Origin of the sequence: Pseudomaricurvus hydrocarbonicus, from assembly GCF_011602365.1 — a bacterium.
GTDB lineage: Bacteria > Pseudomonadota > Gammaproteobacteria > Pseudomonadales > Cellvibrionaceae > Pseudomaricurvus > Pseudomaricurvus hydrocarbonicus.
Genome location: NZ_JAAONZ010000007.1, coordinates 47894 through 61714, shown reverse-complemented (window position 1 = coordinate 61714; position 13821 = coordinate 47894). Strand labels below are relative to the sequence as shown.

Genomic DNA, 13821 nt, shown 5'->3' with positions numbered 1-13821 from the left:
GGTCTCACTCTCCCCGCTCGTCTTGATCCAGCAGCCATTGCGCAAGACGCTCGCGATGGTAGTCGCCATTGCCGAGGAAATGTTCACTCGCCTTGGCGCGTTTAAAATACAGGTGGACGTCGTATTCCCAGGTAAACCCCACCCCGCCGTGCATTTGCAGGGCATCACTGGCGTTCTGAAAATAGGCGTCGGCGCAATAGGATTTGGCCACACTGGCCGCCTCTGGCAGCTCTACAGCCAGTTCAGTTTTTTGCAAAAACTCTTCCGCGATGCAAGCGGCGTAGTAGACGCCGGAACGCGCCACTTCCACCCGGGTCATCATGTCGGCGGCCATATGCTTGATGGCCTGAAAACCGGCAATGGGCCGGTTAAACTGCTGGCGCTCTTTGGTGTAGTCCACGGTCATGTCCAGCAACTGTTGCGCACCACCCATCTGTTCGGCCGCCAGTGCCACGTTGGCCAGATCAACAATGGCTTCCAGGTTGGACCAGGCCTGCCCCTCTGCGCCCATTAAGGCCGCTGCGGGTACGCGCACATCCGTCAATACAATCTCGCCCTGCTTGCGGGTCTGATCCATGGTGGGCAATAACCTGCGGCTAATGCCGGCCTCGTCAGCTGACAGAACGAACAGGCTGATACCCTCCGCGCCCAGGCTGCCTTCGGCACGCGCGGCGACGACCAGTAACTGAGCACTGGCACCATCCGGGACGTAGCGCAAAGTGCCGTTGAGAATAAAATCCTCACCATCGCGAAACACAGTGGTGCTGACGGCGTCGGCACCCCATTGACCGCCATGACGAGCAGATTGATAACCGGTGTAGGCTAGGGTAGCGGTTTTACCGTCACAGATTTGCGGCAAAAATTCCGCTTTCTGCGCTTCGGTGCCCGCGACGATCAGTGCGTTTGCGCCCAGACACACAGTGCTGAAAAATGGAGAACACAACAGGTAGCGACCCATCTGCTCCAGCATCGCCACCAGTTCAACGTAGCCCAATCCGAGTCCGCCATAGGCTTCCGGAATATGAATGGCCTGCCAATACAACTCGGTGCAAATACGCTGCCAGAGCTCATGGTCGTAGCCTTGATCCGTCACCATCGCCTGACGTACGGCTTCGCTGGTCGACACCTCGGCCAGAAACGCCTCGGCGGTGTCGCGGATCATTTGCTGTTCGTCAGTAAACGCGAATTCCATGATGAAACCTCAATACTCTATCAGGTACCGTAAACGTTCTGCGCCGGTACTTCTTTGGCCAGCAACGCTTTCATCGCTTCGCCCACTTGCGCAGGTTCCCAGCGTGCTCCCTTGTCGACACCTTCGGTGGTGCGCCAACCGTCGGCGATGGATATCTTGCCACCTTCAGATTCAAAAATGCGGCCGCTGATGTCTGTCGACTCCGCCGAAGCCAGCCACGCCATTAACGAAGATACATTTTCCGGTGCAAAATAATCGAAGCTGCCGTCTTCCGGCTTCGCCATGCGGGTCGCCATCGCCTCAACGGCTGTGGTCATACCAGTGCGCGCCGCGGGTGCTACCGCATTGGCGGTAATGCCATAGCGAGCCAACTCCGCCGCCTGGTTCAACGTCAGTGCGGCGATGCCGCCTTTGGCGGCGGCGTAGTTTGATTGCCCAATAGAGCCCTGCAGACCCGCGCCGGAAGTGGTGTTGATAATGCGTGCGTCGACGGCCTTGCCCTCTTTGGACTTGGCGCGCCAGTAGTGCACCGCGTGGGAGGTAATGCAGAAATGACCTTTCAGATGCACACTCATGATTGCGTCCCAATCAGCTTCACTCAGGGAGGCAAACATGCGGTCGCGGTTGATACCGGCGTTGTTCAATACCACGTGCAGATCACCAAAGCTTTCAATGGCTTGCCTGACCGCATTCTGACTGTCGTCGTAGTTGGTGATGTCGGACGTATTCACGACCGCTTTGCCACCGGCTGCGGTAATAGCATCCACCACCGCTTGAGCGGCTGCCGCGTTAATATCGTTCACCACCACACTCGCACCCTCAGCGGCCAGGACTTTTGCGTGGGCCGCGCCCAGACCGCCGCCGGCACCGGTAATGATGACAACCCGATTATCCAAAATACCCATACTGCTGTTCCTCTGATCTTGTCTTTGGTAGATTGCGCCGCAGCGCAACAATTGTCGCCGTTAGAGGCGCTCAATAATCGTGACGTTAGCCTGACCACCGCCTTCACACATGGTCTGCAAACCATAGCGTCCATTGGTGCGCTCCAGTTCGTGCAGCAGTGTGGTCATCAGTTTGGTGCCAGTAGCACCCAGTGGATGCCCAAGGGCAATGGCTCCACCGTTCACATTGGTTTTGGCGTGGTCATAGCCGGTCTCTTTCAACCAGGCCATGGCCACAGAAGCGAAGGCTTCGTTAATTTCCACCAGATCGATCTCCGCCAGGCTCATGCCGGCTTTTTTCAAGGCGTACTTGGTGGCCGGAATGGGCGCGGTCAACATCCAGATGGGATCGTCGGCGCGCACACTCATGTGGTGAATGCGGGCGCGCGGTGTCAGGTTGTAGCGTTTAAGTGCGTCTTCCGACACCACCAACAACGCAGAAGCCGCATCGCAGGTTTGCGAGGCAACCCCGGCCGTGACTTTGTCACAACCGAAAATGCCTTCCAGCTCCGCCATTTTTTCCAGCGTCGATTGACGCGGAGTTTCGTCAGTGGTCACCCCTTCCAGCGGTACAATTTCACGGTCAAAACGGCCTTCTTCAATCGCTCTCAGTGCCCGCGTGTGAGATTCGAGCGAGTAGACTTCCAGTTCGTGGCGGGAGAGGCCCCACTTGTCAGCGATCATTTGCGCCGAGTTAAATTGTGTCGGCGGAATATCACCGTAGCGTTCCACCCAACCTTTGGAGCCCGTAAAGGGATTCGCAAAGCCCAGGGGTTCGGCCGCGATCATGGCGGAAGAAATTGGAATCTGGGTCATGGTCTGTACCCCCCCGGCCACCACCACATCCATGGTGCCAGACATCACCGCCTGCGCCGCAAAGTGCACGGCCTGTTGCGAGGAGCCACACTGACGGTCGATGGTGGTACCGGGCACGCCCTGGTCCAGGCCGGCCGCCAGCCAGCAGGTGCGGGCAATATCACCGGCCAAGGGACCGATGGTATCGACACAACCAAAAATGACGTCATCGTAATCGGCATCGGGTATGCCGTTACGCGCCACCAGGTGCTTTAACACATGCGCGCCAAGATCGGCGCCGTGCACATGAGACAGGCCGCCCTTACGACGTCCGGTGGGTGTGCGCAGTGCATCAACTATATAGGCTTCAGCCATAATTTTTTCTCTCTGACTCTGTATCTGGTGTTGTTACCGTGACGGTGATCACTGCTCCCGTCATCGCAAGCGCAGCAATGACGGGAAAAACTAGCCCTGTATCCCGAATGTTTTATCAGCTCCGATTTTGGCATTGGGATTCATCAACCATTGGTGCAGACGGTTTTTGTGGAAGCCTGTGTGCCCCCAAAACTTGTCCAGTGCCCAGGCCCGCTTCATAAAAATGTGCAGGTCGCATTCCCAGGTGTAACCCATCGCCCCGAACGACTGAATCGCGTTCTTGGCCGCCAGTAATGCCGCTTCCCCTGCGGCCACTTTCGCGTGGGAGACGGCAAAGTCGGCATTTTGTGGTGCCTTACTCAGCGTATATGCGGCACGATACAACGGCGCTTTCGCAAATTCGGATTTTACGGCGCAGTTGGCCATGTGATGTTTCAAGGCCTGATTGGTACCGATCGCCTTGCCGAATTGATGACGATCAGCGGTGTAGTCAACCGTCAAACTGACCATAGCCTCAGCCAGTCCCACCAACTGTGCCGCACAACCCAAGGCGCCACGATTCAGGCTGGCAGCCAGCAGCTGAACCCCTTCAGGGCCACCTGCAAGGCAGGTCTCATCAGTGGCTTTCCACTCAACAGTAAATAAGCGACGACTCGGATCAACGCTGTGCTGGGTAACCAGTTTGACTTGATCGCGGGCCAGCAGATGAATCTGATCACCACTGGGTAGCAGCAGCCAATCGGCAACGTGCGCATCACTAACCAGTTCATTGGCTGGATGACCCACCGCAACACGGATTTCACCGCTGGCGATTTTTTCCAACAGGGAAGCACAGCGCGGGTCTTTATCGACCAGAGCACTTAGCAGGGGCGTGGCCACCAGCGCAGTTTCGACTAAGGCTTCCGCCAAAGCAACGCGGCCGCACTCCTGTGCCAGTAAAATAAAGTCGAGTTCGTTCATCCCCAAGCCGCCCTGTGCTTCAGGTACCAGCATGGCGGTCAACCCCAACTCCACGATAGTTTGCCAGAGTTCATCGCTGCGGCCGGTGTCGGTGTCCCAGCTGGCACGCAGGGATTCCGGAGTAATTTCAGCTTGCAGGAAATTTTTGACGCTGTCGCAAAACAGCAGCTGGTCTTCGGTAAAAGTAAAATCCATGGCAATCCCCTTATTTGCGCGGCATGCCCAGCAGACGCTCGGCAATGATGTTGCGTTGAATCTCGTTGGTGCCGGCGTAGATGGGACCGGACTGCGAGAACAGGAAGCCTTCTAGCCAGGCGCCAACATTTCCGGCCGCGGAAGAATGCGGCAGCAGTTCGGCTCGGGAGGCGAGGATACTCATGGCGGTTTCGTGCATACGCTGATCCAGCTCGGACCAGAATATTTTGTTAAGCGACGCTTCGGCACCGATCTTGCCACCTTTGATCAAACGTGAGGCCGTTTGATAGGTCGACAAGGCATAAGCTTCAGCGTCCATGTAGGATTTCACCACAGCGTCTTCGATGGTCAGATCAAGAATGTCGTTCTGATGTGCACGATAAAGTTCCACCAATCGCTTGGCGGTTTCCTGAAAACGCGCCGGACTGCGCAGCATCAGACCGCGCTCGAAGCCGGCGGTGGCCATGGCAATGTGCCATCCCTGACCCTCGTCACCCAGACGGTTACTGACAGGCACACGCACATCATCAAAGAAAATTTCAGCAAACCCCGGCAGGCCATCCAGCTGGGGGATCGGCCTCACCGTCACACCCGGTGCATCCAATGGTACGAAAATAAACGACAGCCCGTGGTGGCGCTCCGAATCCGGGTCGGTTCGGAAAATACAGAACACCCAGTCGGCAAACACCGCGCGTGTGGACCAGACTTTCTGGCCATTGATCACGTACTCGTCACCGTCGCGGATGGCTTTTGAGCGAATGGCCGCCATATCACTGCCAGCCCCAGGCTCGGACCAGCCCTGCGCCCACATTTCTTCACCGCGGGCCATTTGGGTAATGAAACGCTCTTTTTGTTCAGGCGTGCCATATTCCATCAAAGTCGGGCCGAGCAGGAAGATACCGTTCTGGTTCACCCGCAGCGGCGCTTTGGCGCGGTAGTATTCTTCTTCGAAGATCAGCCACTCAATCAGATTACAAGCGCGGCCGCCGTACTCCTGGGGCCAGGTCACCATGCCCCAGTTGCCTTTGGCGAGGGTCTTCTCCCATTGCCGATGCTGTTCAAAGCCCTCTTCGGTGTCAAAAGACTGAAGGGGTTCAGCGGGCACGTTGTCGGCCAGCCACTGCCGGACTTCTTGACGAAAGGCAATCTGTTCGGGGGTATAATTCAAATCCATAACCGCATTCTCGTGTGTCGTTTCGGTTAACTTGTGTCTCGTGTGTCCGTTAAAGCCCGAACGTTAAAATTTCGCATCGCGTTTTTCGACAAACGCGTCGCGGGCTTCCTGGGAATCACCTTCGGTGTAAGCCTGCAGAGTAAACCCCTGCTCCCAGCGGTATTTGTCTTCCAGGTTGCCATCCTCCACACCGGTCAATGCTTCTTTGGCGAGCTGGATCATGGGCGAACTCTTGTCGGCGATTTTGGCCGCGATTTCCAACGCGGTAGCGCGCAGCTCGTCCTTGCTGACCACCCGCTCTACTGCGCCCAGACGGTAAGCTTCCTGAGCATCGATAAAGTCGCCGGTGTAGTACATGTAGCGAACCTTTTGTACCGGGAACATACGCTGCAGATGCGCCCCACCGCCCATCGCCCCACGATCCACTTCGGGCACACCAAAACGGGCACATTCCGAAGCGACGATGATGTCCGCCGCACCGGAAATACCGATGCCGCCACCCAGTACAAAACCGTGCAAAGCCACAATGACCGGCTTGGGATTCAGGTGAATGGCGCGGAAGGTATCGTAGTTGCCTTTGTTGACCGGGATGATTTTGCTACTGTCGGCAGCCAGTTCCTTGATATCCACTCCGGCGCAGAAACCTTTGCCCTCGGCGCGGATCACAATTACCCGCGCGCTGTCGTCGACCCCGAGTTCATCCAGACGCCGGGAAATGGCGGCCCATTCTGTACTGTTAAAGGCATTGACCGGCGGTTTGTTAAACACCATTTCCGCAATACCATTTTCGATTGCTACTTCAAACGCCATGAGGCCTCTCCGGTTAAATTCTGATTAAGGGTTTACGGCCACCTGAGCGTGAGCACAGCGGGAGGAAAATTCCAACAAGGTGGCTTCAGCCTGTTCAACGATGGACGCCATCAACTCCGCTCCGCTGGGCAGGTCCTGAATGGTGCCCGCCACCTGCCCACTGGGCAGGATGCCCTGGTCGGGATGCCCGTTTACCATCGCTTCCTGAATCATCATCGGGGCGTTGGCGGCCATCAGTGTCTGTCCCAGGCTCAAGCCATTGGCTTTTTTCATCTGCCAGGCAGATTGCAACATCGCCAGCAGGGAACCGCCGGTAAGCCGGGTGAAGGCCAGACCGTTTTTTATGGCCAGCCACAACATGCCCAGCGACGACGTGGTTTGCAGTTGTTGCAGACAGGGGTTGTTGATCATGCGCTGCGGCATACCATCGAGCTTTTTGCTGACCACAATCTGTTCGGTCACCGCGCTCAGGTAATGCCTTTTGGTGGCTTCTGGCACCGGGCTTTCGCGGGTCATTAAAAATCGGGTGCCCATAGCGATACCGGCAGCACCGTAAGACAGGGCGGCGACCAGGCCGCGTCCGTCTTTAAAGCCGCCCGCGGCCACCACCGGCACGTCCAGCGCATCAACCACCTGTGGCAATAAAATGTTGCTTGCCACCGAGCCGGTGTGACCACCGCCTTCGCCGCCCTGCACCACCACCGCATCGGCACCCATTTCCACTGCCTTGATGGCGTGCTTGAGCGCACCGACCGTGGGGATACACACAATGCCTGCGTCTTTCAATTTTTGAATCATGGATTTGGCCGGTGAACGGCTGTAACTCACCGCACGCACGCCGTGCCTGATGCAGATATCAATAATCTCCATCGCGCCGGGGGTGTACATGTGAAAGTTGACACCAAAGGGTTTATCGGTTTTGGCTTTAATGGCCAGGATACCCGCTTCCACTTCCGCCGGGGTCATCACCGCACCCGCCAGGAAGCCAAAACCGCCGGCATTGCAGGTGGCCGCCACCAGGTTGGCATCGGCCACCCAGCCCATGGCCGTTTGAATGACGGGGTACTGACAGCCCAGCAGATCCGTGAGAGAAGTTTGCATAGATACGGAGGACATATTCAACTCTCGGCCTTGTTTTTCGCGGCCATGGATTTGGCATCCTGACCGGCCAGCTTGTGGCCGGTTTCCAATTCATTGTGGGTGTGGGCAAAGTGATGCCAGGCAAATGCGGCATCCATCCCCGTGCGTTTGCCCTGCAGGTCTTCAATGTGATTGATCGCCTGCTTGGTCAGGGTCAGCCCCAAACGTGGCATCTCCGCCACCTTGGTGGCCAACTTGAGAGTCTCTTCGTCCAGAGAATCGCGACTGACGACCCGGTTAACCATCCCCATCTGGTAAGCGCGCTCGGCACTCATGCGGTCGCCGGTGAACAGAAACTCCTTGGCAATGCGCGGGTTCAATTCATACGGATGTGCAAAATATTCCACCCCGGGAATGCCCATGCGCACCACCGGATCGGAAAAGAACGCATCGTCGGAGGCGACAATCAGGTCACACACCCAGGCCAGCATCAGGCCGCCGGCAATACAAGCGCCCTGTACCATGGCAATGGTGGGCTTGGGCGCGTCGCGCCAGCGGCGACACATGCCCAGATAGGCTTCCGCCTCGCGCACGTAGAGAAATTCACCACCGGTTTTGTTGGCGTGGTCGTACCAGAGGGTTTTACGATCCTGGCTGTCGTTGATGTCGCGCCCCGGCGTGCCGATATCATGCCCGGCCGAGAAGTGTTTGCCCGCCCCTTTCAGAATAATGACTTTGACATTATCGTCATCGACCGCACGCTTGAAGGCGTCATCAAGTTCATAAGTCATACGCCCGTTCTGGGCGTTGTTGTACTGCGGGCGATTCATGGTAATGATCGCCACGTTCTCGTGAGTTTCGTAGAGAACGATGTCTTTTTCTTCAGCTGCCGCGTTAGATTTTTCACTCATGTCGTCACCGCCGATTAGCAAATTGTAAAAAGAAAGAAGGGTTGATTAGCTGCGATCTCCCGGGGGGTTATCTTTCAGCTGCTTGGCGCGAAAGTTGAGCGGATCCAGTTGTTGAATCACCGCCAACTGCTCCTCTGTCGGCGCAACCGTTACCGGTACATTAGCGGGAATATGAATTTCAAAACCGGTATTCTCCACCACCTGTTCAACTGTAATCCCCGGGTGCAGACTCACCAGTTGCAGCATGTGATTGGGGCCCTGCCAGTTCATCACACCCAGGTCGGTAATCACCAAACGAATATCGATATCATTCAACTGGTAACCTTTAGGCAAGCGCTCGGGGTTGTAACCAATGGAGGCCACCACATCACACTCACGCTCGACAAACACGCGGGTGTTGTGCGTGGGAACAAAAAATGAATTGGCGTGGCTGATGGAGTTACCGGGAAAACCGCGGACACCCAGCATCTGCACTTTAGGCTTGCTGTAGTCATCACCCAGCGCAGAAATGTTGGCCTGGCCGAAGCGGTCGATCTGGGTTGGTCCAACCATGGCATGGCGTTTACCACTCCAGACGTTGTCAAAAATGCGTGAGAAACCCATCCAGGTTTCCTGCTTTTGAACCTGACCGGGTTTGCGGCCGCTGACCGGGTTCGGCTCCGACAACAGATAGGCCTCGGAGTCGGTCATCATCATGTCCGGGTTGAAGGTTGTCATCGCCAGACTGGCGGCCAGACGCGGTATCAAACCAATGCCGGTAGCCAGAACTTCACCATCGTGACGGAAGGCTTCGGCGCCGGCCACGATCATCAATTCGGCCAGGCTGTAATCTTGTGCGGGAGTGCTCATTAAATTATTCCTTAAATCGTTTCAGACGGTGGCTGCTGCAGTTGTAAACGTCGTCAGCATTAATAGACTGGCAGAGCAATTGCGCGGATGGCGTCCAGACCACCCACCGCTGCCTGATAGTCGGCTTCGGATTTACCGTCGATAAATTCTTTGCAGTAGCTGTCAAAACCACCGTCTTTGGCGCTGGCGGCGTACGCTTTGAAGTGAGGGATGTCAAAACCGTACAGCGGACTGCAGGACGTGGGGTGTGCACCGCCTGGGATATGAACGACCGAGGAAGTCTGTGAGCGCTCCCAGTAGACATAACGGGCTTCATCGCCGTCAGCGAAATACTCGGCATCAACCAGCTCATCACAGCTGACGATGGTGTTGACGGCTGCGCGGGCAAACCAGTCGTCCATGTACATATCCGGGCCTTTGATCTGGCAGACACCGCGCGCATCAGCGCGATCGGCATGAATCAGCGCCACATCCAGCTTCAGCGCCGGCATGGCCACCCATTCCTTGTCGTCATAGGGACTGTCAATCACTTTCAACTCTGGATTCAGCTTGATGACATCAGTCCCCAATCCCAAATTGGTAGGAATAAAAGGAATCTTCCAGGCCGCAGCACGCAACCCCTGCAACATCATGCCTTCGTCGATTTCCATCACCTCGATATCACCGTTTTGACGCGCCTGACGGAAGTAGGGTTCCAGCGGTATAAAATCGAGAGAGACAAAGGCGAAGATCACTTTTTTCACCTTGCCGGACGCACACAACATGCCGACATCTGCACCACCGTAAGCCACCACGGTCAGATCCTTTACGTCTGAACGCAACAACTCCCGCACCAGCGCCATGGGCTTGCGACGAGGTCCCCAACCCCCAATTCCTATGGTCATACCGCTCTGGATCTGGGCAACGGCATCTTGTGCGGATAACAGTTTGTTCATGCAAAACCTCTATATTTTTCTGGCATTTAGCGAGTTGAAATCATTATCCCCACCACCCCGTCTCGCCTCATCGTCCAACAGGACTATGACAGGCCGAAGCAGTTTCTATACCTTGGTCAATCATTAAAGGGCCTTGAAAAACACCCCACCCAAGCCGTGAATACAGAAAATTCGGATACGACTATCGCCTATGAGCCATGCACTCCAGCCAACACCCAGCACCATCCCGCAACTGGTCAGCGCCGCCGCCCGCGAATTTGGCGACAGCCCCTTTATTGAGGACACCACCCCGGACGGTACGATCAGCATCAGTTTTCAGCAATTCGAAAGTCTTGCCCGCCAGGTGGCCGCCGCGCTGATCGCTCGCGGCATCAATCACGGCGACCGCATTGCGATCTGGGCTCCCAATGTTCATGAGTGGATTGCTGCAGCACTGGGTGCCCAGTGCGTCGGCGCGGTGTTGGTGACGTTGAATACCCGCTATAAGGGCACCGAAGCCGCTTTTATTCTGCGTCAGAGTCGCGCCCGACTGTTGTTTTCCATTGCTGAATTTTTGGGTACCGATTACCCGGCCCAGCTGGATGATGAATCCCTACCCAGCCTGGAAGGCATCGTGACTTTCCGCCAGGCAGCTCAGCGCGACAGCGGCAAACACACCCGCTGGGAGAGTTTTTTGACGGAAGGCACCAACATCACCGCCAGCCGGCTGGAAGAACGAATGCACAGCGTCACAGCGGACGACGTATCTGACATCCTGTTCACGTCCGGAACCACCGGCAAACCTAAAGGCGTCATGACCTGCCATGAACAAAACCTGAAAACCTTCGCCTTCTGGGGCGACAACCTGGGAGTTCGACCCGGTGACCGCTACCTGATAGTCAACCCGTTTTTCCACAGCTTCGGCTACAAAGCAGGCATCCTCGCCTGCTTGCTGAAAGGCGTCACGGTTTTGCCTCACGCCGTATTCGACAGCTTGGAAATCCTAAAGCGGATTGCCAGCGAGCAGATTACCATTCTACCGGGGCCGCCCACCTTGTTTCAGTCCCTGTTGACCTACCCGCAACTGGACCAGTACGACATTTCCAGCCTGCGCTGCACCTCAACCGGTGCCGCCGCGATTCCGGTGGAGATGATTCGACAAATGCGTGACAAGCTGGGATTTGAAACCGTGGTCACAGCCTATGGCCTGACCGAAGCCTGCGGTCTTAGCACCACGTGCCGGCCGGGAGATGCGGCCGAAACCGTGGCCACCACCTCAGGCCGTGCCATTGATGGCCTCGAAGTACGCTGTGTCGATAGCAATAACCGGCCGGTCGCGGTCGACGAGCCCGGTGAAATTGCTATCCGCGGCTACAGTGTCATGAAAGGCTACTTTGAAAACGAAGCCGCCACTCGCGAGGCCATCGATGCCGACGGCTGGCTGCACACTGGTGACATCGGTGTTCTGGACGCACAGGGGAACTTGCGCATTACCGATCGCTTGAAAGACATGTTCATCACCGGCGGCTTTAACTGTTACCCCGCCGAAATCGAAAACATTCTGTCCAACCACCCCGCCATTGCCATGAACGCTATTATTGGCGTTCCCGATGAACGTATGGGTGAAGTTGCGATGGCTTTTGTGGTGCTGAAAAACAACCAACAACTGACCGCCGAGGAGCTAATCAAATGGTGTCGTGAGCAGATGGCCAATTACAAGGTGCCGCGCAGAGTAAACATCGTCGACAGTCTGCCACTGAACGCCTCCGGGAAAGTGATGAAACCCGAATTGCGCCATATGATTAACGCGTAAAAACGTTGATCAATCAAAAACTCCGTAAATAACAGCCTGAAGAGAGACGCAACATGAAAATACACAGCCTGGGTTATATCGGCGTTCACAGCACCAACCCCGCCCACTGGTCCCACTATGGCACTCAGGTGCTGGGCATGATGGACAATAGCGAAACGCTGCGCGGCGAAGACAAAGAGTGCGTGTACTTAAAAATGGATGACCGCCCCTACCGGATTCTGGTGGAAGCTGCGGACCAGGATCGCTACGCCTTCAGCGGCTGGGAAGTAGCCGGTCCCAAGGACTTTGCCGATGCCATCAACACCCTCGAAGCACACGATGTTGCTTACCAGCAAGGCAGTGCCGACCTGATTCAAGCCCGACAAGTTCAGGATTTGATTCAGTTTGCTGATCCGCAAGGCAATCGCCACGAGTTGTACTGGGGCCCGGTGTCGGATTTCGGCCAATTCGCGTCTCCGGTTGGCATCAAACATTTTGTCACCGGGGATCAGGGGTTTGGCCACGTCGTACTGCCCGCCCCGGACTTTGACCCGACGCTGGATTTTTATCAGACCGTCATGGGTTTTGAACTTTCGGATCTGATGAAAGTGCGATTCACGCCAGATCCCGAAGAACCGGAAAAGCGCCTGTATTTTATGCACTGCAACGAGCGCCACCACAGCCTTGCCATCATGGAAGCGCCGAATCCTACCGGATGTGTGCATGTGATGGTTGAGGTCAACAGCGTGGATGAAGTGGGCCGCGCCATGGATCGCCGTGCCGCCGCAGGCGTCAAGCTCACCGGCACGCTGGGAAGACACGCCAACGATCATATGGTCAGTTTTTATATGGCGACCCCATCAGGGTTTATGGTCGAGTACGGCGCAGAAGGCCGCACGATAGCTGACTGGAACAAATATTCACCGTTCCAAAGCACGGTCAACAGTTTCTGGGGACATGACTTTTCAGTTGGATTTGAATAACACAACTGTCCAGTTCCTCCCCTTGCTGCACTCCCGGCTTCTGTGCGTTTGAGGCCGGGTTTTTTTCAAAATTCTTGTCCGCTTTAACGCCTTTTCGCAGCGATACAACTAGGCCATTTGAGGTATGACACCCATAGGTCGCTTTGCGACTATGACAACCATGGTAATCAGTCCACAAACTCGGACCGCGCCAGGAACCTGCAACTGTATTTTAAGAAAGTGAGTCGTTATGGAAATGCGTCAACAACGATCTGGTCAGTCACACGTGGCCCAACAACCATCAGGGCATGTGCAACCATCAGGGCATGTGCAAAAAGACCCGAGAGAATTCCGCAATGCACTGGGCCAGTTTACCACCGGTGTTACCGTAGTCACCGCCCTTGATGCCGAAGGCAACCCTGTGGGGATGACCGCCAACAGTTTCAGCTCCGTTTCTCTGGACCCGATGCTGGTACTGTGGAGCGTTGCCAAATCGTCCGGCAGTTTTGACGTATTTAACCAGGCCGATCATTTTGCCATTCATGTCCTGCACGCCGACCAGCAGGTTATCTCAAACCAGTTCGCCTCCAAAGGTGGCGATCGCTTCGCAGGCATCGACTGTACCATTGGCCACGGTGGCGTACCGCTTCTGAACGACTACTGTGCACGTTTTGAATGCACTACCGAACACCGCTACGAAGGTGGCGATCACATTATTCTGGTGGGCCGGGTTGAAAACTACGACCACAAAAATCAGGTGCCGCTGGTATTTCACGCTGGACGCTACACCGATCTGGCCACCGTTGCCTGAAAAAACCAGACCACCGAATTCATACATAACCAGCCCATAGACAAGAGCGAGTATAAG

13 protein-coding genes are annotated in these 13821 nt (G+C 55.9%); 3 read left to right on the top strand and 10 right to left on the bottom strand.

What is annotated here, in order from left to right:
- Positions 1-4: 4 nt before the first annotated feature.
- From G8770_RS11090 to G8770_RS11045, 10 genes are all read right to left on the bottom strand, one after another.
- On the bottom strand, positions 5-1192 hold the full coding sequence (locus G8770_RS11090; RefSeq protein WP_167186267.1) for an acyl-CoA dehydrogenase family protein: 1188 nt from the start codon (positions 1190-1192) through the stop codon (positions 5-7).
- 20 nt (positions 1193-1212) lie between these two features.
- Complete coding sequence (locus G8770_RS11085; protein ID WP_167186264.1) at positions 1213-2097, bottom strand: SDR family oxidoreductase; 885 nt, start codon at positions 2095-2097, stop codon at positions 1213-1215.
- A 60-nt stretch (positions 2098-2157) separates the two neighbouring features.
- Positions 2158-3306, bottom strand: coding sequence for an acetyl-CoA C-acetyltransferase (locus G8770_RS11080; RefSeq protein WP_167186261.1), 1149 nt, complete (start codon positions 3304-3306; stop codon positions 2158-2160).
- A 90-nt stretch (positions 3307-3396) separates the two neighbouring features.
- Positions 3397-4461: an acyl-CoA dehydrogenase family protein gene (locus G8770_RS11075; RefSeq protein ID WP_167186258.1), complete on the bottom strand. Its 1065-nt coding sequence runs from the start codon at positions 4459-4461 to the stop codon at positions 3397-3399.
- A gap of 10 nt (positions 4462-4471) precedes the next feature.
- Positions 4472-5635: an acyl-CoA dehydrogenase gene (locus G8770_RS11070; protein ID WP_167186255.1), complete on the bottom strand. Its 1164-nt coding sequence runs from the start codon at positions 5633-5635 to the stop codon at positions 4472-4474.
- A 63-nt stretch (positions 5636-5698) separates the two neighbouring features.
- A complete protein-coding gene (locus G8770_RS11065; RefSeq protein ID WP_167186252.1) occupies positions 5699-6445 on the bottom strand; it encodes an enoyl-CoA hydratase family protein in 747 nt (248 codons plus the stop codon).
- 24 nt (positions 6446-6469) lie between these two features.
- Positions 6470-7561 (bottom strand): NAD(P)H-dependent flavin oxidoreductase, encoded by a 1092-nt coding sequence (locus G8770_RS11060; RefSeq protein ID WP_167186249.1) that lies wholly within the window; start codon positions 7559-7561, stop codon positions 6470-6472.
- A 2-nt stretch (positions 7562-7563) separates the two neighbouring features.
- Positions 7564-8436: an enoyl-CoA hydratase gene (locus G8770_RS11055; protein WP_167186246.1), complete on the bottom strand. Its 873-nt coding sequence runs from the start codon at positions 8434-8436 to the stop codon at positions 7564-7566.
- A gap of 45 nt (positions 8437-8481) precedes the next feature.
- Entirely contained in the window at positions 8482-9285 is an 804-nt protein-coding gene (locus G8770_RS11050) for a CoA-transferase subunit beta (protein ID WP_167186243.1), read from the bottom strand.
- Positions 9286-9344: 59 nt separating this feature from the next.
- Complete coding sequence (locus G8770_RS11045) at positions 9345-10220, bottom strand: CoA transferase subunit A (RefSeq protein WP_167186240.1); 876 nt, start codon at positions 10218-10220, stop codon at positions 9345-9347.
- A gap of 190 nt (positions 10221-10410) precedes the next feature.
- Between G8770_RS11045 and G8770_RS11040 the strand changes: the two genes are divergently transcribed.
- From G8770_RS11040 to G8770_RS11030, 3 genes are all read left to right on the top strand, one after another.
- On the top strand, positions 10411-12012 hold the full coding sequence (locus G8770_RS11040; protein WP_167186238.1) for a FadD3 family acyl-CoA ligase: 1602 nt from the start codon (positions 10411-10413) through the stop codon (positions 12010-12012).
- A gap of 53 nt (positions 12013-12065) precedes the next feature.
- The gene (locus G8770_RS11035; RefSeq protein ID WP_167186235.1) at positions 12066-12974 is read left to right on the top strand and encodes a VOC family protein; all 909 of its coding nucleotides are present in this window, start codon (positions 12066-12068) and stop codon (positions 12972-12974) included.
- A 229-nt stretch (positions 12975-13203) separates the two neighbouring features.
- Positions 13204-13764, top strand: coding sequence for a flavin reductase family protein (locus tag G8770_RS11030; protein ID WP_208022196.1), 561 nt, complete (start codon positions 13204-13206; stop codon positions 13762-13764).
- Positions 13765-13821: the final 57 nt, after the last annotated feature.